The sequence below is a fragment of the Nocardiopsis sediminis genome (assembly GCF_042650565.1).
Taxonomy (GTDB): Bacteria; Actinomycetota; Actinomycetes; order Streptosporangiales; family Streptosporangiaceae; genus Nocardiopsis_B; species Nocardiopsis_B sediminis.
On the sequence record NZ_JBHSBH010000007.1, the window covers coordinates 572,563 to 593,349 of the forward strand.

Annotated in this window: 19 protein-coding genes; 5 read left to right on the forward strand and 14 right to left on the reverse strand. The window is 74.6% G+C overall.

The features are described from left to right. Window positions 1-320: 320 nt before the first annotated feature. The 4 genes from ACFOVU_RS11650 to amiA all read right to left on the reverse strand — a co-directional run bounded on the left by ACFOVU_RS11650 (window position 321) and on the right by amiA (window position 4,560). Window positions 321-1,697, reverse strand: coding sequence for a YcaO-like family protein (locus tag ACFOVU_RS11650; protein ID WP_378532746.1), 1,377 nt, complete (start codon window positions 1,695-1,697; stop codon window positions 321-323). Continuing rightward, window positions 1,694-3,430 carry a CocE/NonD family hydrolase gene (locus ACFOVU_RS11655; protein WP_378532748.1) on the reverse strand — a complete coding sequence of 579 codons (1,737 nt, stop codon included), beginning with the start codon at window positions 3,428-3,430 and terminating at the stop codon, window positions 1,694-1,696. Before ACFOVU_RS11655 ends, ACFOVU_RS11650 begins: the two co-directional genes overlap by 4 nt. Then, on the reverse strand, window positions 3,427-4,293 hold the full coding sequence (locus ACFOVU_RS11660; RefSeq protein ID WP_378532750.1) for a hypothetical protein: 867 nt from the start codon (window positions 4,291-4,293) through the stop codon (window positions 3,427-3,429). Before ACFOVU_RS11660 ends, ACFOVU_RS11655 begins: the two co-directional genes overlap by 4 nt. 153 nt (window positions 4,294-4,446) lie before the next feature. Continuing rightward, entirely contained in the window at window positions 4,447-4,560 is a 114-nt protein-coding gene (amiA, locus tag ACFOVU_RS11665) for a streptamidine family RiPP (protein ID WP_378532753.1), read from the reverse strand. A gap of 152 nt (window positions 4,561-4,712) precedes the next feature. On the opposite strand from amiA, the gene ACFOVU_RS11670 reads away from it, so the two are divergent. Next, a complete protein-coding gene (locus ACFOVU_RS11670) occupies window positions 4,713-6,011 on the forward strand; it encodes an MFS transporter (RefSeq protein WP_378532755.1) in 1,299 nt (432 codons plus the stop codon). A gap of 71 nt (window positions 6,012-6,082) precedes the next feature. On the opposite strand, the gene ACFOVU_RS11675 is transcribed toward ACFOVU_RS11670, so the two are convergent. Then, window positions 6,083-6,886, reverse strand: a complete 804-nt coding sequence (locus ACFOVU_RS11675) for a sugar phosphate isomerase/epimerase family protein (protein ID WP_378532758.1) — start codon at window positions 6,884-6,886, stop codon at window positions 6,083-6,085. A gap of 107 nt (window positions 6,887-6,993) precedes the next feature. Next, a complete protein-coding gene (locus tag ACFOVU_RS11680) occupies window positions 6,994-7,809 on the reverse strand; it encodes an SAM-dependent methyltransferase (protein WP_378532760.1) in 816 nt (271 codons plus the stop codon). A gap of 289 nt (window positions 7,810-8,098) precedes the next feature. Between ACFOVU_RS11680 and ACFOVU_RS11685 the strand changes: the two genes are divergently transcribed. Next, a complete protein-coding gene (locus ACFOVU_RS11685; RefSeq protein ID WP_378532763.1) occupies window positions 8,099-8,443 on the forward strand; it encodes a hypothetical protein in 345 nt (114 codons plus the stop codon). Between the two features lie 30 nt (window positions 8,444-8,473). Here the strand turns inward: ACFOVU_RS11685 and ACFOVU_RS11690 are convergent, their stop codons facing one another. The 3 genes from ACFOVU_RS11690 to ACFOVU_RS11700 are packed head-to-tail and all read right to left on the reverse strand — an operon-like array spanning window position 8,474 to window position 11,112. Beyond that, window positions 8,474-9,238, reverse strand: a complete 765-nt coding sequence (locus tag ACFOVU_RS11690) for an ABC transporter ATP-binding protein (RefSeq protein ID WP_378532765.1) — start codon at window positions 9,236-9,238, stop codon at window positions 8,474-8,476. Beyond that, window positions 9,211-10,077: an ABC transporter permease subunit gene (locus tag ACFOVU_RS11695; RefSeq protein ID WP_378532767.1), complete on the reverse strand. Its 867-nt coding sequence runs from the start codon at window positions 10,075-10,077 to the stop codon at window positions 9,211-9,213. Before ACFOVU_RS11695 ends, ACFOVU_RS11690 begins: the two co-directional genes overlap by 28 nt. Window positions 10,078-10,110: 33 nt before the next feature. Next, a complete protein-coding gene (locus ACFOVU_RS11700) occupies window positions 10,111-11,112 on the reverse strand; it encodes an ABC transporter substrate-binding protein (protein WP_378532769.1) in 1,002 nt (333 codons plus the stop codon). Window positions 11,113-11,249: 137 nt separating this feature from the next. On the opposite strand from ACFOVU_RS11700, the gene ACFOVU_RS11705 reads away from it, so the two are divergent. Beyond that, window positions 11,250-12,029 carry an IclR family transcriptional regulator gene (locus tag ACFOVU_RS11705; protein ID WP_378532771.1) on the forward strand — a complete coding sequence of 260 codons (780 nt, stop codon included), beginning with the start codon at window positions 11,250-11,252 and terminating at the stop codon, window positions 12,027-12,029. A gap of 17 nt (window positions 12,030-12,046) precedes the next feature. On the opposite strand, the gene ACFOVU_RS11710 is transcribed toward ACFOVU_RS11705, so the two are convergent. Then, on the reverse strand, window positions 12,047-13,147 hold the full coding sequence (locus tag ACFOVU_RS11710) for an LLM class flavin-dependent oxidoreductase (RefSeq protein ID WP_378532773.1): 1,101 nt from the start codon (window positions 13,145-13,147) through the stop codon (window positions 12,047-12,049). A gap of 106 nt (window positions 13,148-13,253) precedes the next feature. Here ACFOVU_RS11710 and ACFOVU_RS11715 point away from each other — a divergent pair, with 106 nt between their 5' ends. Next, window positions 13,254-13,730, forward strand: coding sequence for a cupin domain-containing protein (locus ACFOVU_RS11715; RefSeq protein WP_378532775.1), 477 nt, complete (start codon window positions 13,254-13,256; stop codon window positions 13,728-13,730). Beyond that, on the forward strand, window positions 13,727-15,136 hold the full coding sequence (locus tag ACFOVU_RS11720; RefSeq protein ID WP_378532777.1) for a flavin reductase: 1,410 nt from the start codon (window positions 13,727-13,729) through the stop codon (window positions 15,134-15,136). The genes ACFOVU_RS11715 and ACFOVU_RS11720 overlap by 4 nt, the downstream gene beginning before the upstream one ends. Window positions 15,137-15,170: 34 nt before the next feature. Here the strand turns inward: ACFOVU_RS11720 and ACFOVU_RS11725 are convergent, their stop codons facing one another. The 4 genes from ACFOVU_RS11725 to ACFOVU_RS11740 all read right to left on the reverse strand — a co-directional run bounded on the left by ACFOVU_RS11725 (window position 15,171) and on the right by ACFOVU_RS11740 (window position 20,273). Further along, a complete protein-coding gene (locus ACFOVU_RS11725; RefSeq protein WP_378532780.1) occupies window positions 15,171-16,304 on the reverse strand; it encodes a peptidoglycan recognition protein family protein in 1,134 nt (377 codons plus the stop codon). 327 nt (window positions 16,305-16,631) lie between these two features. After that, the gene (locus tag ACFOVU_RS11730; RefSeq protein WP_378532782.1) at window positions 16,632-18,032 is read right to left on the reverse strand and encodes an FAD-binding oxidoreductase; all 1,401 of its coding nucleotides are present in this window, start codon (window positions 18,030-18,032) and stop codon (window positions 16,632-16,634) included. Between the two features lie 470 nt (window positions 18,033-18,502). Beyond that, window positions 18,503-19,453, reverse strand: coding sequence for a YsnF/AvaK domain-containing protein (locus ACFOVU_RS11735; protein WP_378532785.1), 951 nt, complete (start codon window positions 19,451-19,453; stop codon window positions 18,503-18,505). Between the two features lie 298 nt (window positions 19,454-19,751). Beyond that, window positions 19,752-20,273 carry a lytic polysaccharide monooxygenase auxiliary activity family 9 protein gene (locus ACFOVU_RS11740; protein ID WP_378532787.1) on the reverse strand — a complete coding sequence of 174 codons (522 nt, stop codon included), beginning with the start codon at window positions 20,271-20,273 and terminating at the stop codon, window positions 19,752-19,754. Between the last annotated feature and the right edge of the window lie 514 nt (window positions 20,274-20,787).

Here is a 20,787-nt window from a genome sequence, read left to right on the forward strand (position 1 = left end):
CGCGTATGAACGGGTACCTCGTCGCACACCACTCACCGCACCTCCCGCCGATACCGCAACGGTCCGCGCCCGGCTGTGCCGCGAGGCACACCTCCTGACCGCGTCCGCGCAGCCTTCTCCCGCACCGGCGTCCCGTTTCGAACACGGCTCGCCTCGCGCCGCGTCCGCCCCCGGGAAGGGCATCGTGCACGCCTGGTGGACGCGACGACCGGCGGTGCGCATGCGCGGGTGGTCGCCCCGGACACGGACCGCGCCGGACACCACCCGCCGCCCGACGGTCCTCCGCGGCGGCGGGCCGGTCGTGCGGGCTCTTCGGGGTCTCACAGGAACGGGGGCGGGGCCGCCTCCAGAGGGCCGGGGGCCGATTCGGGGGTGATGTCGGGGGACCATCCGCGGTCGCGGGCCGCGGACTTCCAGCGAGGGAGGCCGAGATAGCGGAAAGCGGCCGGTGCGTTGGGGACCAGGCCCGTGGCACAGGTGCGCACCACCCGGAGCGGGGTGTGGGCGACATCGGGTGTGGTGATGTCGACGGTGGCGATCCGGGCACCACCCCGCGTCAGACCGGCCTGCACGTCGGCGAGGTCCCCGTGCGGCAGGTCGTCGACGCCGATGACACGGTCCGGCTCGGTGAAGCGCGGCAGCAGCCGCTCCTGCACCCGCGGGTCCAGCCAGACCTGGACCTGCGCACCGAGGTCGCGCACCCGGCGGTATCCCGGGCCCGCCGCATCCAGGTAGGTGCGGTCCTCGCGGTGGTCGAGGTAGAGCCCTTTGGCCAGGACGCCCGCCTCGACGGCGCGGAACACCCACCCCTCCGGATCGGTGAGGCCCAGCGTGAACACCCACGTGTGCACCGCCTCCAGCACGGCCTTGACGCACGCCTCCGCCGGGTCGGTGCGGGCGGCACCGCCGCCGCCCACGATCCCCGTGTCGGGGTCCACCACGATGGCGGCCACACAGGCCACCGGGTGCTCGCTGGGCAGCCGGACCAGATGGGTGCGCAGCCGGGACCCGGCCAGCTCCGCGGCCAGGCCCGGAACCGACCCGATGTCGATCCCGGTCGTGGGCCCCGACAGGTGCCACCACAGCTCCAGGGCGTCGCGCTCCAGGAGTTCGAGCAGCCCCCGGCGGCGCGCGTCGGCGGCGTCGGCGCCGGTGGCGATCCCGGCGTAGTTCAGGTGGTGGGTGCGCGGCTCGCCGCGCCGCCGCCCCGAGTGGTAGTTGAGGTACACCCACGAGGCGGGCAGCCAGCACCGCTCTCCGTCCTCCTCGCCCGCAACCCACGCGATCTCCAGGTCGTCGGTGAACGGCACGTAGGGGAAGCCTTCGGCCTCGTACTGCCACGGCGCGAAGAACGGCAGGTCCTCGGGCCCGAACCGGCGCTCGCCCGCAGCTGCGAGGTCGGCGGCGGTGGCGACGGGCAGGTCGCGGGCGACCCGGTTGCCGCAGTAGCGCTCGACCGCCTCGCCGAGGGCGGCGATGCGGGCGCCGTCGGCGTCGCCGAACGTGGTGCCGAGGCTGACCCGGTCGGCGGGCCATGCGCCGAGGCGTCTGGCGTCGGCGACCTCCGCGGTCACCCCCCGGTAGCGCGGCGGCATCCCGGGGACGGGGGCGACCGGGACGAGGCGGCGGACGATCCCGGTGAGGGGGTCGATGAGCGCCTCGGCGGGCAGGGGCGGCGCTGAGGGCGGAAGGGTCACTGGGCGATCTCCTTGACGACGTCGGCCGCCGCTACGGCGGCCGTGCGGGGCGGGTGCCAGGGCAGGTCGATGCCGTCGAGGACGACGTCGCGGCGGGCGGCGAGCAAGGGGCCGGCCGTGGTGATGGGGTCGTCCCCGGTGTGCGGGTTGCGGGCGTGCCGCGGCCAGTGGTGGCCGGCGATCTCGACGCCCAGGCGCGCCCCGCCGGGCACGGCCGCGCCGACCGGGGGCAGGTCGATCGCGAGGCGCACGGGCACACCGGGCCGGTGGGCGCGGCGGACGACGGCGTGCGCGAGCTGGACCGGCGGCCGGTTGCCCACGCACAGGGAGACGCGCGCGATCCAGTCGGCGTCGGCCGCGTCGGCGGTGGCGCGCAGCCGGACGGTGACGGGCCCGCGCAGCTCGCCGCGGGGCAGCGGGTCGGTCCAGGCGATGGCGCGGTCGGATGCCGGCGGGTCGGACCGGCGCCACGGCAGGTCGGCGCCGGGCGGGTGGGAGAGGAAGGGCCGGGTGGGGTCCGCGACGAATGTGTGCCCGGCCGGATGAAGGGGGGCTGTGCGGCCGGGCGTCACCGGATCGACGGGCACTGCACGGCCCTGCACGGCCGGATCGACGCGCACCGTACCGCCATCCGCGACCGCACCGACGGGCACGCCGCATCCGTGTCCGGCCCGATCGACAGGCACCATGCGGTCATCCGCCACCGAGTCGGCAGGCACCGTGTGGCCGGGCCTGGCCGGACCGGCGGGCACCGTGTCCCCCTGCCCGGCCGGACCGGCGCGCACGGTACGGCCCTGCCCGGTCCTGCGGGGGAGGGGGAAGCGGCGCCACTGCCCGTCGCCGTCGACGGCGATGAGTCCCCCGCTGCCCGTGGCCGTCCCCGACAGCGCCGCCGCGGCCCATGCCGTGTACACCGCGCCGATGCGGCGGCCGGCCAGCGCCGCGCCCGGCCGGGGGGCGTCGAGCCGGTGCCCCCAGGGGCCCAGGAGGAGCCGGGCGGGGCCGTCCCACCGGGCGGCGAGCTCCGCTGTGTCGGCGGCGAAGGGGTCGTGCAGGCCGCCCACGGCGAGCAGCGGCACCCCGGTGGGCATCCGGTCCCAGAGGGCGCCCCGGCGCGGGGCGGACCACAGGTCGTCCCAGCCCGCCGGTCGCTCCCCCAAGGCAAGGTGCGGGATGGTCGCGGGCGGGACGGCGGTGAGCAGGCCGGAGACGTCGGGCGGCGGGACGCGCGAGCGGGACGCGCCCGCGTGCTCGGTCCACCAGCCCGCACGGCAGGCCAGCCGGGCGGCGCCCCCCGGTTCGCGAGCGGTCTCGCCGGGGCCGAGCACCGGGACGGCGACGAGGACGCCGCCCAGCACCTCGGGCGGGGCGACCGCTGCGGTGACGAGGGCGCAGTAGGCGCCGTAGGAGGCTCCGGCGAGCAGCACCCGGCCGTCGCAGAAGTCCTGGGCGAGCACCCAGTCGAGCAGCGCCGCGCCGTCGTGCTCCTCGTGGCGGAAGGGGTGGAAGACTCCTCCGGACCCGTAGCGTCCCCGCACGTCGGCGACGACGCACGGGTATCCGCGCCGGGCCCACCCCGCGGCCTCGGGACGCAGGGAGTCGCGCCCGTAGGGCGTGCGGATGAGCACGGCCGGGCCGGGGGCTCCTCCCGGCGGGCGGGTCACGGTGACGGCCAGGCGGGCGCCGCCGGCGACCGCCACGGTGCGGTCGTCGATGGCGGTCGGATCGGTCATGGGGCGGCGGTGGGGACCGGCAGGACGGCGTGGTCGGAGATCGCCCCGGTGTCGAGATCGAGGACGCGGAGCCGGCGCTGCGGGGGCAGCGCGGCCGGGGTGAGGTCCCCGGTGCGCTGCGGGGTCCCCAGCGCCCAGGCCCGCAGGTCGTGGGCGGCGATCGCCGAGATGAGGTGCTGTTCCAGTTCATCGGGGCGGTCGTCGCCCTCGATGGGGGCGTCGCCGGTGCCGCCCGCCCAGTACGCCGCGAGGCGCTGGTGGCCGGAGCCCGCGGCGGCCAGGCGGCGGGCGCGGACGTCGGCATGGCCCGGGTCGCCCGGGGATGCGGCGACGGGTTCGAAGAAGACGTGCCGTCCCTCGCGGCTGACGCGCTGCCAGGCGATCCCCTTGGCCGCCAGGGCGTCGAACGCCGTCCAGGCGGCGGGCGGCGGTCCGTCGTGGATCCAGCAGAGGGCATCGATACCCGCGGCGGCCATGTCGTCCCCGGGGCCGAGCGGCCGGACGTCGGCCCCGGCGCGGGCCAGGGCGGCGGCCGCGGTGGGGGTGTGGCCGCCGAGGTCCAGGCCGGGCCCGGCGGTGCACACGAGACCGACGGCGCGGTGCTCGGCGGGCCAGTGCGCGCGGGCGCCGAGGTGGCCGGCGGACGCGAACGCGGCGACCTCAGGGGGCTGATCACCGCCCGCGGGGCCGGTCAGCGCGCGAGCGACCCCGTCGAGGGCGGCACCGGGCAGCGCCACGTCGAACAGGTCCCCATCGGCCGCCCGCAGGACGGCCCCGTGCCCGTCGACCCGGAACAAAGCGGCCCCGGGCCGCAACCGCGGCGCGTCCGGGAGGTCGACGGGCTCACGCGGTTCGGACGACACAGATGGTCCCCTCCACATCAGATCGGGATCGGCGGACGACCGGCCACAGGACGGCCCGACCCCCTATGGACGCACCCGGCGGTCCCGATGGGGCCCGTCACGCGATCGCGCCGGCGGCGCGGGGCCGCCGGTGGTTCGACGGCCCCGCGGGTGTTACTCGGTCTCTTCGTCGAACGGGTTCTCCACCAGGGCGTTGCTGTGGCTGGCGGAGTTGTGCGGAAGCTCGCGCTCCTGCTCAACCCGGACGAACACCTGCTGCTGCTCCATCTCGGTCACCTCCTGATCGCGACTGGGGGTCGGTCGGGCAGACACCAGGCTAATAGAATGATTATCGTTTTCAACAGCGGGGCCGCGTGACCAAGTCGACATTCCACAAAACGCCGCTCTCATCTGCACATAAACCTCGAAGGGGATACCGAATGGCCGTGTCCACACCCGGAAGGCTGCGTTCCGATCCCGATTTCCGGCGCTACCTCGCCTCGCGCATGGTCTCGGTGGCGGGGACGCTCGTGGCCACCGTGGCGTTCCCGGTGCTCGTCTACCGGCTCTCCGGTTCGGCGGCCTGGACATCGGCGGTGGCGGTGACCGGCGCGCTGCCGTACCTGCTCTTCGGCCTGTTCGCCGGGGCGATCGCCGACCGCTTCGACCGGCGCAGGCTGATGGTCGGCGCCGATCTGCTGTCGGCGCTCGCCCTGGGCAGCATCCCGGTGGCGTGGGCCCTGGACGCCTTGACCCCGCTCCACGTACTCCTGGCCAGCTTCGCCGTCCAGGCTCTCTATGTCCTCTTCGACGCCGCCAACTTCGGCGCGCTCCCCCAGCTCATCGGCAAGGAACGGCTCACCGCGGGCTATTCGGCCGTCTACGGCGCCACGACCTTCGTGGAACTGGTGGTGCCCGGTGTGGCCGGGCTGCTGGTCACCGTCATGGCGCCGGCCCCACTGGTCGCCGTCAACGCCGTGACGGCCCTGGCGTCCGCGGCCCTCGTGCGCATGATCATCCGCCCGTTGTCCGCCCCCCGGTCGCCGGCCGACCCCGCCGACGGCACGGGCACCTCCGGCACCACGCTGCTCGCCGACATCCGCACCGGCCTGTCCTTCCTCCTGCGCAACCCGGTCGTGCGCACGCTGACCCTCGTCGGCGCCACCCACGCCGCCGCCAGCGGGGCGTGGGTGGCCATGCTGGTCCCCTGGGCCGACCAGGTGCTGGGGGTGGCCCCGACCGGCGACCCGCGGCTGGCGGTGCTCTTCAGCTGCTGGGGCGTCGGGGCCCTGCTCGCCAGCAGACTGGTCCCGGTCCTGAGCGAGCGCTTCGGCGCCCCGCGCCTGGCACTGGGCGCGCTGCCCGCGTCGCTGCTGGCCGGGGTGGGAGTGGTGCTGTCCACCCAGTGGCCGGTGGCCGCGGCAATGGCCGTGCTGTGGGGAACCGCCTACTCGGTCGTGGTGATCAACGCCGTCACCTACCGCCAACAGGTCAGCCCGCAGCACCTGCAATCGCGCATCAACACCACGGCCCGCATGCTCTCCTGGGGCGTGGGCCAGCCGCTGGGCGCCGCACTGGCCGGAGCCGTCGCCGTGACCGCGCTCGGCCCCCGGGGCGGGCTGGCGGCGAGCCTGGCGGTGCTGGGCGCCGGCGTCGTGCTGGCGTGGCTGTCGCCGCTGCGCGCCCACGCCCGGGCCGCGGCGCGCGACCCCGAAACGGCCCCCGCGACGCTCGGCTGAACCGTCCCGGGGCGGCGCCGCTCAGGCCGGGCGCAGAGCGCCACCGCCCCGGTGTACTCACACCCCCGCGCTCACACCCCCGGGACGGCGGGGGCCGCGGCGTCGGCGCCGACCGTTCCGGCGATCCAGCCGCGCAGGTCGGCGGCGTCGCGCAGGAGCGCCTCCGGGGAGTCGTCCTGGACGAACTCCAGCAGCACCTCGCGCCGCGCGCCGTCGGCGGCGAGGAGGCCGAGGACCGGACGCCACAGGTCGGCGCGGTCGGCCAGCGGCAGCCGCTCGGTGTAGCCGTCGTCGCCCCAGGAGAAGGCGTGCACCGATTCCAGGCGCGGCAGCAGCGCGGTGACCTCACGCAGGCAGGCCTCGGCGTCGGGCGACTCGCGCGGCTGCCAATGGGGCACGAGCGCCGGGGATGCGGCCTCGGCGTGCAGGCGCAGCGCGGAGACGAGGTCGTCGGTCAGCGACTCGACGTGGTGCTCGACCGTGACCCGCAGGCCGGCCTGCGCCGCCACGCCGGCGCAACGCCGGATGTCCTCGACCGTCCGGGCGCGCTGCTCCGGGCCGGTCTCAGCCGAGCCCGTGGTCCCGGCCCACACGCGCACGCGCGGCGCGCCCAGCGCCGCCGCCGTGGCGACGATGTCCGGGAACCCGGCCGGGTCGGTGACGCCCGCCTTGTGGTAAGAGCCGTACCCGCCGATCTCCAGGCCCGCGGCGCGGCAGCGGTCGCCGATGTCGCGGGCCCGGCCGGTGTCCCCCGGCGGCACGTGGACGTCACCGCCCCACTCGACCGCCCGCAGCCCCGCCTCGCGGGCGAGGTCGATGATCTCCTCGGCGTCCAGATCGCGGAAGGTGACCGACACCAGGCCGGGAACGAGCACGTGCGCCCTCCTCCATCAAAGGGGCGCATCGGACACCCCGAAATGAGAATGACAATCATTGTCGATTGTACGTGCGCCCCGTGCCGCGCCCGCCGCCGGGCCCGCTGTCACGGCTTGCGGGCCACGCCGCAGTACTCGTCCACCACGACCGCGTCATCGGGCCGGTCCGGCGCTGGGCGCCACAGCGAGCAGGACACCACGCCGGGGTCGAGCAGCTCCAGCCCCTGGAACATGCCGGCGATGGCCTCGGGGCTGCGCAGGGTCAGCTTGGGGGTGCCGCGCTCGTTCCAGGCGGCGACGACCTCGCGGGCGCGCTCGGGGTTCAGGGCGGCGGTGGGGTGCGAGATCACCAGGTGGCTGCCGGGCGCCAGCGCACCGGTCAGCCGGTCCAGGACGCGCCGCACCTCGGCGTCATCACTGACGAAATTGAGGCTGCCCAGCAGCATCAGCCCCACCGGCCGGGACAAGTCCAGCGTCCGGGCCGCCGCGTCGAGGACCCGGCCGGGGTCGCGCAGGTCGGCCCCGACGAAGTCGGTCGCGCCCTCGGGGCCGCCGGCGAGCAGCGCACGGGCGTGCGCGATCACCATCGGGTCGTTGTCGACGTAGACCACCCGCGCCTCGGGCGCCGCTGCCTGTGCGACCTCGTGGGTGTTGTCGCGGGTCGGCAGCCCGCTGCCGATGTCGAGGAACTGCCGCACGCCGGCCTCGGCGGTGAGATACCGGACCGCCCGGACGAGGAACTCGCGGTCGGCGCGGGCGTTGTCGACGATCTCGGGGAAGACGGCGCGGATGCGCTCGCCCATCTCGCGGTCGACGGGGAAGTTGTCGGTGCCGCCGAGCCAGTGGTTCCAGATCCGGGCGTTGTGGGGGACGCCGGTGTCGATGGCGGGATGGCCGTCCGGAGCGGACGCGGATTCGGGCACGGGTCCTCTTCTCGCGTGGTCGCCGCGGGCCCGGCCGCCCCGCGGCCGTTCCCCGTTCGTCATCACGCGCCATCGTAGGCGCGCGCCCGCGCCGGCACGAGGGGGTGTTCGAGCCGATCCCGTAGGCGCTGTGGCATCATGGCCGCCATGACGACCCGTCGAAAGGCCGATGCCGCGTAGCCGGCCCGGCGCCCTGCGCGCCCAGCTTCCCTCAGCCCCGCTCCGGGCCGATTCCCGGCCCCTCCCGATCCGGGGCCTGTCCGCCCGGACCTGCCGCGCGATCCACGATGTGGAGACCGCAAGCGACGACTACTACGTCTTCACCGGCGCCACCCGCTCTGCGCTGCGCCGCTACCGCGAGTTCCTGAGCCCTCCGGGCCGGCGCCCCTTGTACCCGACGCCTGCACTGTGCTCGTGCCGGGGCTGCGAGCTCGACGACGTCCGGCACGCCCGCGACGTGCTGGAGGCGGTCGCGGTGCGCCTGCCGGTGCGCGCCCGCGCCGAGCTCCGGCGGGTGATCGCACCGCTGGACCGCGCGTTCGCGCGGCGCACCCTGCCCGATCCCCGGGGGCCCGCCTGGCAGCCGGAGTTCGCCGAGCGCTGGTGGCACCACCGCATGTCCGAGAGGTGGTGAAGGCCGGCCACCCCACCCGTGGGCCGCCCCCTACGCCTGCGCCGCCCCCTCCTTGTCCGCCTTGACGCCGAGCCGGGCGAGGAGGTCGGTGCGCAGGGCGACGAACCCGGCGTCCGACCGGTCGCGGGGCCGGTCCAGGTCGATGCGGCGGTCGTGGGCGATGGCGCCGTCGCGCATGACCAGGACCCGGTCGGCCAGCAGCACGGCCTCCTCCACGTCGTGGGTCACGAGCACGACCGCGCAGCCGTGGCGCTGCCACAGCTCGGCGACCAGGTCCTGGGCGGTGATGCGGGTGAGGGCGTCCAGCGCCGAGAAGGGCTCGTCGAGCAGGAGCAGGTCGGGGTCGCGGACCAGCGCGCGGGCCAGGGCGGCACGCTGGGCCTCCCCGCCGGAGAGGACCTTGGGCCAGACGCCGACCCGGTGGCCCAGGCCGACTTCGCGCAGCGCCCGCTCGGCGCGGGCGCGGTCGGGGCGGCCGGGCAGGCCGAGGACGACGTTGCGCCAGACCCGCTTCCAGGGCACCAGCCGCGGCGCCTGGAAGCCGACCGCGCGGCGCCGCGCGACGGTCACCTCGCCGTCGATGTCGCGGTCGAGGTCGGCGAGGATCCGCAGGAGCGTGGATTTCCCGCACCCGCTGGCACCGAGGAGGGCGACGAACTCGCCGGGGGCGACGTCGAGGTCGAGGCCCTCGATGACGGCGCGGCCGTCGAAGCGTCGGGTGAGCCCGCGCACGCGCACGGCGGCCCCGCCGCCGGGGCCCGGGTCGGTCAGGTTCCGCTGAATGCCGGACGCCATGCCAGAAGCACCCTTTCCAGGAAGCGGACGGTGAGGTCGGCGAACAGGCCGAGGAGGGCGTAGAGGGCGAGGCAGACCACGATGACGTCGGTCTGGAAGAACTCGCGGGCGTTGTTCATGAGGTAGCCGATGCCGGAGTCGGCGTTGATGGTCTCGCCGAAGACCAGCGCCAGCCACGCCGACCCGAACGCATAGCGCAGCCCCACCAGAGCACTGGGCATGGCGCCGGGCAGCACGATGTGCACGATGGTGCCCGGCCAGCCCAGCCCGAGGGTGCGGCCGGCCTCGATGAGGGCGGAGTCGACGTTGCGGATGCCGCCGTAGATGTTCATGTACAGCGGGAAGGTGACGGTCAGGGCGATGAGCGCGATCTTGGGCTCCTCGCCGATGCCGAGCCAGATGATCAGCAGCGGGATCAGCCCGATGGTGGGGACCGTGCGCAGCATCTGCACGGGGGCGTCGATGATGTCCTCGCCCCAGCGGAACAGCCCCGAGACCGTGGCCAGGACGACCGCGGTGAGCACGCCGATGCCCAGGCCGGCGAGGACCCGTTGCAGGGAGACGAGGATGGCCTCGGGCAGCTCACCGGTCTCGATGAGCCCGCCGGCGGTGGCGGCGATGGTGGCGGGCGCCGCCAGGGTCTCCTCCGGCAGCACACCGGTGGACCCGGCGGCCTGCCACAGGGCCACCAGCGCGATCGGGCTGAAGGTCTTCACCAGCCAGCGCGGCAGCCGGCGGCGGGAGCGCTCGGCCTGGCTGCGGACGGTCTCGGTCGCGACGGCCGCCGCATCCGGCGGGTGGCCGGCGGTGGCCGGCCGGGAGGACTGGTCGATGGTCACGCGGGGCACCTCGTGTCGGTGTGTCGGGGCCGGTCAGCCGGCGCCGCCGCCGGCAGCAGCAGCAGAGTCGACCGCGTCGGTGGTGTGCTCGGCGAGGTCGAGGCCGTCGTCGGGCAGCACCCCGCCGTCGACCCAGGTGGTGTAGGTGGTCTGGAGTTCGGCGGCCAGCTCGGCGTCGACGGGGACCCGCCGGTAGGAGGTGGTGGACTCGGCGACCTGGTGGGCGATCTCGATGGACTGCTGGGAGAAGTCGGCGTAGAACGCGTCGTAGTCGTCGGGGTTGTCGCGGCCCCAGGCGTAGGAGCGGTCGACCCGCTCGGCGTAGTCGGCGATGGCCTCGACCTTGAGCGGGTCGGCCAGGGCGTCGTCGGTGGCGCTGAGGATGGAGTAGCCGGGCAGGACGTCCTCGCCCTCGACCAGGACCCGGGCGTCCAGGTCGCCTTGGGCGCGGGCGTTGTAGACGCCCCACGTGGCCCAGGCGTCGATGCCGCCCGAGGAGAAGGCGGTGCTGGCGTCGACGGGGGCCAGGAAGGACACGTCGACGTCGCCGGCGCTCAGCCCCTCCTGTTCGAGGGCGCCGAGCAGCAGGTAGTGGCCGATGCTGCCGCGGGTGGTGGGCGAGACCTCGGCTCCGCGCAGGTCGGCCACGGAGTCGATGTCGCTGTCGGCGGGGACGAGGAGGGAGGTCCCGGTGCCGTTGTTGGTCCACGCGGCGGCGGCCTTGATCTGGGAGCCGCCGGCCAGCGCGCTGACGGTGGGGGCGTCGGCGGCGGCGCCGATGTCGATCGCGTCGGCCTTGAGCGCTTCGTGCAGGTTGACGGCGGCGGCGTACTCTGACCACTCGATCTCGTAGGGGACGTCGTCGAGCAGTCCGGCCTCCTCCAGCAGCGCGCGGGTGGCGCCGGTCTGGTCGCCGACGCGCAGGACGACGTCGGCGATGTCGTCGGCGGGCGCGTCGTCGGCGCCGCAGGCGCTCGCGAGCAGGAGTGCCAGGGTGGCGGCGGCCGCCGCGGCGGTTCGCTGGGGGCTGGGCATGAGGTGGCTCCGATTCCTGTGGCCGCCGGGTCCGACCCTGGAGGCTTTCCACATTGCACTACCGTGATCCCGCAATATAGTAATACCTACTAAACCAGTCAAGATAGTCGTCTATGCGCCGGGGCGAAACTATGAGCATGACGTTCGACACTTCCCGCGGGGCCGCCGAGCGCCCCCGCGCCGGGACCCAGTCGGTGGACCGCGCCATCGCGATCCTGCGGTGCTTCGAGCACGCCCCGTCCCTGACCCCCACCCAGGTCGCCCACCGCCTCGGCCTGACCGTGAGCACCGCGCACCGGCTGATGCGGGCCCTGCACGGCACCGGCCTGCTGGGCCGCGACCCCGCCACCGACGGCTACCACCTGGGCGTGACCGCGGCGGTGCTGGGCCGGCTGGCGCTGGAACGGCTGGGGACCACGGTCATGCAGCCCGTCCTGGAGGAGCTGCGCGACACCACCGGGGAGTCGGTGACGCTCGGCGTCCGCTCGGGCGACGAGGTCGCGGTCCTGGTACAGCTGCCCTCGGTGCACCCGCTGCGCTACGACCAGCAGCCCGGGGCGCGCAACCCCATCCACGTGTGCTCCATGGGCAAGACGCTGATGGCGTTCGGCGACCCCGCCATCGCGGCCCCCGAGCCCTACACGCGCTACACCGACACCACCATCACCCGCCGGGCCGCGCTCGACGCCGAGCTGGCCCGGGTCCGCGAACGTGGCTACGCCGTCAGCGACCAGGAGCGGGTGATCGGCGTGCGCGCCATCGCCGCCCCGGTCCGCGACCGCTCCGGGCACACCTTCGCCGCGGTGGCACTCCAGGTGCCCACGGTCCGGTTCGGCGACGACCGGCTCACCGAACTGGCGGCGGCCGTCACCTCGGCGGCGGCGCGGCTGTCCGATACGGCCGGGGCCCCGGACTGAGGGCCCCGGACCGCCGGTCAGACCGCGGCGGCCCCGCGATGCGCCAGCTCCGAGCGCACCAGCGGCAGCAGGTCGCGGCCGTAGGCGACCGCGTCCTCCAGCGGCTCGTACCCGCGGATCAGGATGGTCGTCACGCCGATGTCGACGTAGTCGAGCAGCGCGCGGGCCACCGTCTCGGGGCTGCCCACCAGCGCGGTGGAGTTCCCGGCCGCGCCGGTGGCCCTGGCCGTGGCCGTCCACAGCGCACGGTCGTGAACCTCGCCCCGGCCGGCCGCCGCGAGCAGCCGCTGCGACCCCACGCTCGACTCGCGGTCGAGGATGTAGGGCGCGCTGCCGTTGCCGCGGGCGGGCACCGTACCGCCCTCGATGACGCCGAGGATGGCGCGCGCCCGCTCCCACGCCTCTTCGTCGGTCCGGCCCAGGATCGGCCGGAAGGACACCGAGATGCCCAGGTCCGCGGGGTCGCGGCCGGCGGCGGCCGCCGCGGCGCGCACCGATGCGATCTGGTCGGCGGTCTCCTTCAGCGGCTCGCCCCACAGCGCGTAGACGTCGGCGTGGCGACCGCCGACCCGGTAGGCGTCGGCCGAGGACCCGCCGAAGTAGATGGGCACGCGCGGCCGCGAGTGGGTGGGGACCCGCGACAGCGCGCCCTCGACCCGGTAGAAGTCACCGCTGAAGGCGAAGGGCTCGGTCGCCGCCCACGTGCGCTTGACGACCTCGAGGTACTCGTCGGTGCGGCGGTAGCGGGTGGCCTTGTCGGTGAAGTCGCCGTCGCGCGCCTGCTCGGTGTCGCTGGCGCCGCTGATGATGTGCACCGCCACCCGGCCCTCGGTGAACTGGTCCAGGGTGGCGATCTTGCGCGCCCACACCGTGGGCGAGACGAACCCGGGCCGGTGGGCGATGAGGAAGCCCAGCCGCTCGGTGTGCGCCGCGGCGAAGCCGGCGACCGCGAACCCGTCGGCGTCCCACGAGTGGTAGCCGATGAGGACCCGGTCGAAGCCCGCCTCCTCGTGGGCCTGGGCGAACCGGCGCGTGTAGTCGCGGTCCAGCAGCGGGCCGCGCGCGGGCCTGATCTCCGACGCGTCGCTGGTGCGGATCATCCCGATGAACTCGACCATACCTACCCCACATCCGTGTCCCACATTGCGTGATCGTGGGTCCATAATGTAATAATTCCTATCAAGTAGGTCAAGAAAGTCGGAATAGATTCGGCGGGAGGACGCGGTGACCCACACCACCGACGGCGACGAACACGGCCACACCCACGGCGACCGGGTATGGCACGGGCGGCTCGAACACATCAAGGCCTCGTCGCTCACCGGCGACACCGGCCAGACCTCGGGGATGCGGCGCTTCGAGGCCATCTCCGGCAAGACCGTCGGCTCACACCGGATCTGGATGGGCCAGACCCACGTCGGCCCCGCCACCAACTCCGGCGACCACCACCACGGGGAGGCCGAGACCGCCATCTACGTCGTCTCCGGCCACCCCTCGTTCGTCTTCGCCGACGGCGACGAAGAGGTGCGCATCGACACCGGGCCGGGCGACTACATCTTCGTCCCGCCCTACGTCCCCCACCGCGAAGAGAACCCCTCCCCCGACGAGGAGGCCGTCGTGGTCATCGGGCGCAGCACCCAGGAGGGCATCGTCGTCAACCTGCCCAGCCTCTGGGCCACCGGCGACGGCGAGGACGGCCGGTGAGCGCCCCGGCGCCCATCACCGTGACCGAGTACACCGACCCGGGATGCGTGTGGTCGTGGGCGAGCGAGCCCCGGCTGCGCCTGCTCCGGCTGCGCTACGGCCACCTGCTCGCCTGGCGGCAGGTGCAGGGCATGCAGATCGCCGACCTGCACGCCACGCGCCCCGGCTTCGACCCCGAGGCCGACGCCCCGGAGTTCCTGCGCAAGTGGACCGCCGTCGCCGAGCAGACCGGCGCGCCGATCACCCGCCGCCTGCGCTGGATGCACCGCTCCACCGCTCCCGCGGGCCGCGCCGCCATCGCCGCCCGCTCCCAGGGACCCGAGGCCGCCGCCCGCGTGCTGCGGCGGCTGCGCGAGGCGGTGTTCCTGCGCGGCGAACCCGCCGACTCCCCCGCCCGGGTGCGCGCCGCACTCGCCGGCACCCCCGGCCTGGACCTGGACCGGCTGCTCGCCGACCTGGACTCCGCCCCCGTCCGCGCACTCCAGCGCGACGAGGCCGCCGAGGCCCGGCGGGTCCACCCCGCCACCCCTCAGGCCGCGGACACCGGCCGGCCCACCCCCCACCCCGGCCATCCGGTCGCCACCGGCACGGGCCACCGCTACGGCTTCCCGACCCTGGTCCTCGCCTCCGGGCCGCACACCATCGTGCTCCCCGGCCACCGCACCACCGAGGAGTACGAGCACGCCCTCGACCGGCTCCGGCCGGGGATCACCGCCCTCGCCCGCCCCCTGCCGGACCCGGACGACCTGCTGGCCGAAACGGGCACCCTGACGCAGCCGGAGGTGGAGCTGCTCGCCGGCGGCCGGCCGCCGGCCGGCGCGATCCGGGTCCCCACCGCCGCCGGCGACGTCTGGCACCCGCCGGTCCCGGCCCCCGTGAGCACCGGCCCGCCGGAGCACCTCCGTCCTGGGGCGACGGAGCACGACATCGACCCCGACGACTTCCGCCGCGCACTGGCCGGCCACCCCGCCGGCGTCGTCGTGGTCACCGCCGAAACCGGCGACGGCCCGGCCGGCCTGACCGCCACCTCCTTCACCAGCGTGAGCCTGAGCCCCCCGCTGGTGGCGTTCTACATCGCCGACACCTCATCGACCTGGGCGCGGCTGCGCCACGCCGGGCACTTCGCCGTCAACCTACTGGCCGAGGACCAGCACGCCCTCGCAGCCCGCTTCGCGCGCAGCGGCACCGACCGCTTCGCCGCACCCACCGCCTGGCGCGCGGGCCCGCACGGCACCCCGCTGCTGGAGGACGCGGCCGCCCACCTGCTCTGCCGGGTCCACGAGACCCGGGTGGTCGGCGACCACTGGCTGGTCGTGGGGCGGGTCCACGGCGCATCGGTGCACCGCACCGACACCCCGCTGCTCTACCACCAAGGGGCGTTCGGCGGGTTCCACCCCCACGGCTGACCCGCAACGGGCCGGGCCCGCGGCGGGCCCGGCCTCAGCCCTGCCCCACGATCTCGGCGACGCGGTCGCGCACGGCATCGAAGTTCTCGGCGAAGGTGTTGCCGGGGCACTCGGTCTCGAGCCAGTCGCGGTGCCGGGAGACCCCCTGCACGGTGATGGTCATGTCGTTGCCCGGGTTCACGTAGTTCACGTCGTCGGTCGGGTTCACCCCGGTGTACATGCACAGCACCGACAGCACCTGCACCAGGCTGTCCTGGGCGGCCTGGGTGGGCTGGGCGTCGGTGAAGTCGCCGAGCAGGCAGACGCCGACGTTGCCGGAGTTCATCTGGGCGACGTGGCCGGCGGTCACCGCGCGGGCGCCGGTCCCGTCGGGCGGGCCGTCGAACACCGGGATCCGGTCCTCACCCGAGTGGCGGCCCTCGTACACGGTGCCCTCAGGGTCGATGAGCAGGTGGTAGCCGATGTCGCCCCACGCCTGCTCTACCGCGTGCAGCTGGTACACGGCGCGCACCGCCGCGGCCGGGTCGTCGCCGACGGCCATGGCGGTGTGGTGGACGGTGATCGTCTGCACCGGGAAGAACTCCGCCGGCCACAGGTCGTTGCCCTCATCATCGAACCGCAGCGACTCGTCGGCGCCCCACCCGGCCCGGGTCAGGAACCGCAGAGAGGAGCCCTCCGCCTGCGACGACTGCTCCGAGGCCCGCAGAGTCCCGGTCGCCGGGCCCTCCGACGACACGCCGTCCCCGTCGCGGGTGTTGAAGGCGACGGCCGCGGGCTCGGCGCCATCGGCGCGCACCTCATAGCCGACCGCGCCCTCCGGCACCGCCACCACAGCGGCCGGGCCCGACGCCACGTCGTCGCGCCCGTGGTCACCGAAGTGGACGGGCTGCCACGACGTCTCCCCCGCCTCGTCCACGAACCCGATGCGGGCGCTGGGCTGCGTACCTTCGGCCAGCCGGACCGCGACATGGTCGAACCGCATATCGGGGCGGACCGGCCCGCCGCCCGCAGGAGCGGTCTCGGCGAGCGTGCGCGGGAAGTCGCCGGCGGTTCCGGACGTGGTCACCGCGGGGCCCGGGCGGTCGAGAACCGCCTTGCCGGCCCAGGCGAGGCCGGCGGCGCCGGCCGCGGCCGCGCCGACCGCCATGAACTGCCGTCTCTTCAGCATGGTGCTCCTCAAACGGGGGGAAGATGGGGTTGGAGAGGCCCGTCGGCCACGGACGGTGGGCGTTGGGGCCGATCGCCGCCCTGGCGGCGATCACGGCGACCCTAACGGACCCGCCGCGACGACCGGCAATCAACGCGCGCCCCTGCCGCGAACCATGCCGTGAACCGCCGGGGCGCCACCGCGCGATAACTGAGAGGTGCTCACGGCGCCGGCGAAACCCGCCGCCGCAGCGAACGCCGCTGACCTGGGCGTCCTCCAAGCGCTACCCGCCACCCGCGCGCCGCACCCATGGCGGGCCCTCCCCCGAGCGTGGCCGGATCCGGCCCCTCAGCGGCTCCCGGCGGCCTCCCGCGGCATCACGGCGAACGGGTTCAGGATCCCCGCGGGGTCCAGGGCCGCCTTGACCGAAGCGTGCAGCTCCATGCCCACCGGCCCCTGCTCGACCGCGAGCCACCCGCTCTTCAGCCGGCCGACGCCGTGCTCCCCGGTGATCGTGCCGCCCAGGTGCAGCGCCCGCTCGGTGATCTCGTCGAAGGCGCCGCGCGCGGCGGCGCGGGCCGCGGGGTCGGCGTCGTCGAAGATGATCGTGGGGTGCAGGTTGCCGTCGCCCGCGTGCCCGAACACCCCGATGGTCAGGCCCGAGCGCGCACCGACCTCCTCGACGAACGCGATCAGCTCCGCGATCCGGGAGCGCGGAACCGACACGTCGTCCAGCAGCCAGTCGCCCAGCCGCTCCAGCGCCGGCAGGGCGAGCCGGCGCGCCTCCAGCAGCATCGCGCCCTCCGCCCGGTCCGCGCTGGTGGCGATATCGGCCGCGCCGTGCTGTTCGCACAGGCCCTCCACCCGGGCCAGGACCTCGTCGGCGTCGGGGTCGTCGCTCTGGACCAGCAGCAGCGCGTGCACGTCGTCCCCGAGCCCCATCCCCGACATCGCGTCGACCGCGCGCACGGTCGTGCGGTCGAGGATCTCCAGCATCGAGGGGGTCAGGCCGGCATCCACGATGGCGGTGACGGTCCGGCCCGCATCGGGCAGCGCCGCGAAGGACGCCACGAGCGTGTGCGCGGGTCCCGGCGCCGGGACCAGGCGCACGGTCACCTCCGTGATCACCCCGAGCGTGCCCTCCGAACCGACGAACAGGTGGGTGAGGTCGTATCCGGCGACCCCCTTGACCGTGCGCCGCCCGGTCCGCACCACGCGGCCGTCGGCGAGCACCACCTCCAGGCCGAGGACGAAGTCCCCGGTGACCCCGTATTTGACGCAGCACATGCCGCCCGCGTTGGTCGCGACGTTCCCGCCGACCGTGGCGAACTCGACGCTGCCGGGGTCGGGCGGGTAGGCGAGCCCGGCGCTACTCGCGCGGTCCCTCAGCGCGGCGGTGACGACCCCGGGCTGGACGACCGCCAGCCGGTTCGTGGGGTCGACCTCCAGGATCGCGTCCATCCGGTGCAGGCTGAGGACGACGGACTCGGCCGTGGCGTTGGCCGCCCCGCTCAGGCCGCTGCCCGCGCCGCGCGGCACGACGGTCACACCGTGCCGGCGCAGGGCGGCCATGGCGGAGGCGACCTCATCCGTCGTGCGGGGCGCGAGCATCGCCGCGGGCGTCTCGGAGGGGGTGAACCGCGACTGATCGCGGGCGTAGCCCGCGAGGATGTCGGGGTCGGTGGTGGCGATCTCCGGGGGCAGTTCCGCGAGAGCCGCCCGCACCCGGGCGGCGGCAGAGGGGTCCATCCCCCTACTTTCGCACGCCGGCCCGCACGGAGCCCGCGCCCGGCCGCGGCCGGAAGGTGAGGGCAACGGAGGGGCTTCCGGCCCCTCCGCGCCCAGCTCCCCTTTTTCTTGGGGGGACGCGAACACCCGCCCCGCCGGGCCGCGACCACGACACCGCAGCGGTGGCGGCGCCATGGTCGCGGGGCAGAGGGCGACGGAAGGGCTTCCGGCCCTTCCGCGCCCAGCTCAGAGGGGTCCGCGGAGGCGAGGATAGAGGGCAACGAAGGGGCTTCCGGCCCCTTCGCGCCCAGCTCCGTTGGGGGACCACCCATCCCGTGGCCGCGCCCCTCGCAGCACGGAGGATGGATAGAGGGCAACGAAGGGGCTTCCGGCCCCTTCGCGCCCAGCTCTGTTGGGGGGACAAGCGGAACAGAGACAGAGCGGGGGTCAGCGGGCAACGGAGGGGCTTCCGGCCCCTCCGCGCCCAGTCTTCAGGGGCCCGGAGGCGGGGGCGGCGGGCCGGGGCGGTCGTCGCGGCGTTCGCCGGAGTCCTCCATGCCCGGTTCCATGTCGCGTTCGACGTCGATGCGCTCCTTGCGGAGGTCGCCCTCGACGCTCTCCTCCTCGGTGACCGTCTCCTTGGAGATGCGCAGCTTCTCGACCGGCACCGTCTCCCGGGAGATCACCGGCTTCTCGGCGTGCAGGACGAACTCGTCGTCCTCCTCCTCGATCCGCCCGCTTTCACTGGCCGCACGGTCGGCGTCGCTGAGCGGGACGTGCTCGACCCGCAGTTCCTCATGGGAGACGGGGACGTCCTGCTGGAAGTGCTCGGACTCCACGGTCTTGCGCACGTGGGCGCGCCCGCTCTCGGTGCTCTCCACCCCGATGTGGGCCCGCTCCTCGGAGCGGATGACCGTGACGTCCTCCGCGTTGTCCATCCCCGACTCGGCGTCCGCCGCACCGATGCCCATGTCCATGTCGGTGTCCATGCGCTGGCGGTCGGCGATGTCGGAGCTCGCCGGGGCCGTGCCCGTGCCGCCGCCCGCTTCGGCGTCGGCCTCGGTACCGGCATCGGCGGCCCCGGCCGGCGCCGTGAAGATGTCCCCCTCCACAGAGGCCCGGGGCCCGGGCACCTTCACGCCGTAGTGCTCGTAGAGCCGGTTCTCCTCGTCCATCGAGAGGTGCTGCTCGGCGTCGAACTGGGGGGCGTCCTTGATCGTCTCCTTGTCGAAGGGGACGCTCAGGTCCTCCTCGGAGATGCGCGCCCCCTGGAGGGGGACGAAGCTGTGCCGGTGGCCGAGCATGCCGATCTGCACCGACACCCACTTGGGCGAGTCGGTCTCATCGTCGAAGTAGACCTGCTCGATCTTGCCGACGCTGTGGCCCTCGCGGTCCAGCAGCCTGTGGCCGATGAACTCCTGCGCTGTGCGCTGCGGTGCCATCGCGCATCAACTCCCCGAATCGTTCTCCCACCCGAGGGCGGATTCCGACCGGACCGGTGTGCCGTCTCCGTGTGAGCCCGGTATGCCGACCGGGCTACCCGGCGTCCACCGCGGATCACGTGTTTGACCGCACCCACGCCGAGATATCACCGGCGCTTGACCCGGTGCGGCGAGAACGAGGCGCCAGAACGAGGCGGGGGCCGCCCGCGAACGGACGGCCCCCGCACACACAGGCCTCAGCCGACGGTCGGTGCGTGGAGGTCGTCCGGCAGCACCGGCGGCCCCCCGCACACGGGCCTCAGCCGCCGACGTTGACGTCGATGCAGGCGTAGAAGGCGTTGGAGGTGTCGGCGATGTTCCACACCGCGAGGATCTTCTGCTCGCCGCTGAGCCCGCTGACGTCGACGTTGTGCGTCACCGTCGAGGGCGGCTGGGCGCCGCCGTCGTCGAAGCTCGCGATCTGCTGTCCGCCCGCGAAGTACTCCCAGGTGCTGGTGGAGTGGTTGGCGGTGATCGTCCAGGTGAATTCGACCGATCCGCTGACGGGGTGGACCTGCCAGCCCTTGGAGTCGTCGTCCAGTTCGGAGAACCGGCTGTTGCCGCCGCTACAGCTCGTCAGGCCCTTGGGGCCCTCCACGCTCTGCGGCTCGTACTGGATGTCGCCGCAGGGGACGGCGCCCGTCGCGCACTGCGCCTGCCGGCTGGCGGGCGAGGAGACGTAGCCGTGGGCCATGGCGGTCCCAGCGGGCAGGAGGGCGAAGACGAAGGGCGCGAGGGCCACGCCGGCGGCGGCGGAGAGGAGTTTCCGTCTGATGGTCATGTCGAGGTCCTTCGGATAGCACCGCGCCGGCCGTCGGAGGGGCATGGCGGAGGAGCGCGGCGAGGGGAGCGGGGAGCGCGGGGGGACGGCCCGGAATCCGTGTCCGCCAGTGCGGTCTAGACCGTAATTCGGGCGCAGGAGCCGGTCAAGGGAACGCTTTCCCTCGCATGCACTCCGACCAGGACGGAAACGCGTCGGTGCGGCACGGCCCCCGGACCACCCCGCGAGCCCCCGGTATTGCCGGGTGCCCGCGGCGCCGGATCCGCTGAACTGGCGCGCGCCGCCGCACCGCACGGGGCGGTCTGATCCGGCGCCGCGGCGACCGGACGCGCGGCGCGTTGTGCACTGCACAATCGGTCAGCATCCCCTTACCGTCCGGCCACACTTTTCCGGATCGCCCCCATGCCCGGCAGGCGATCCTGTCCCCGGCGGCAGTGTCGCCGAAGGCCTCCGGGCGTAGAATGCAGGGGCCCGGAACGACGACATCCCGATCCCCAGGTGTGCCCGCCACGCC

Excerpts from the sequence above, each read along its gene's own strand:
- ACFOVU_RS11740 (WP_378532787.1), bottom strand. The coding sequence starts at position 20,273 with ATGACCATCAGACGGAAACTCCTCTCCGCCGCCGCCGGCGTGGCCCTC.
- ACFOVU_RS11670 (WP_378532755.1), top strand. The coding sequence starts at position 4,713 with ATGGCCGTGTCCACACCCGGAAGGCTGCGTTCCGATCCCGATTTCCGG.
- ACFOVU_RS11690 (WP_378532765.1), bottom strand. The coding sequence starts at position 9,238 with ATGGCGTCCGGCATTCAGCGGAACCTGACCGACCCGGGCCCCGGCGGC.
- ACFOVU_RS11725 (WP_378532780.1), bottom strand. The coding sequence starts at position 16,304 with ATGCTGAAGAGACGGCAGTTCATGGCGGTCGGCGCGGCCGCGGCCGGC.
- amiA (WP_378532753.1), bottom strand. The coding sequence starts at position 4,560 with ATGGAGCAGCAGCAGGTGTTCGTCCGGGTTGAGCAGGAGCGCGAGCTT.
- ACFOVU_RS11700 (WP_378532769.1), bottom strand. The coding sequence starts at position 11,112 with ATGCCCAGCCCCCAGCGAACCGCCGCGGCGGCCGCCGCCACCCTGGCA.
- ACFOVU_RS11655 (WP_378532748.1), bottom strand. The coding sequence starts at position 3,430 with ATGACCGATCCGACCGCCATCGACGACCGCACCGTGGCGGTCGCCGGC.
- ACFOVU_RS11705 (WP_378532771.1), top strand. The coding sequence starts at position 11,250 with ATGACGTTCGACACTTCCCGCGGGGCCGCCGAGCGCCCCCGCGCCGGG.
- ACFOVU_RS11735 (WP_378532785.1), bottom strand. The coding sequence starts at position 19,453 with ATGGCACCGCAGCGCACAGCGCAGGAGTTCATCGGCCACAGGCTGCTG.
- ACFOVU_RS11710 (WP_378532773.1), bottom strand. The coding sequence starts at position 13,147 with ATGGTCGAGTTCATCGGGATGATCCGCACCAGCGACGCGTCGGAGATC.
- ACFOVU_RS11730 (WP_378532782.1), bottom strand. The coding sequence starts at position 18,032 with ATGGACCCCTCTGCCGCCGCCCGGGTGCGGGCGGCTCTCGCGGAACTG.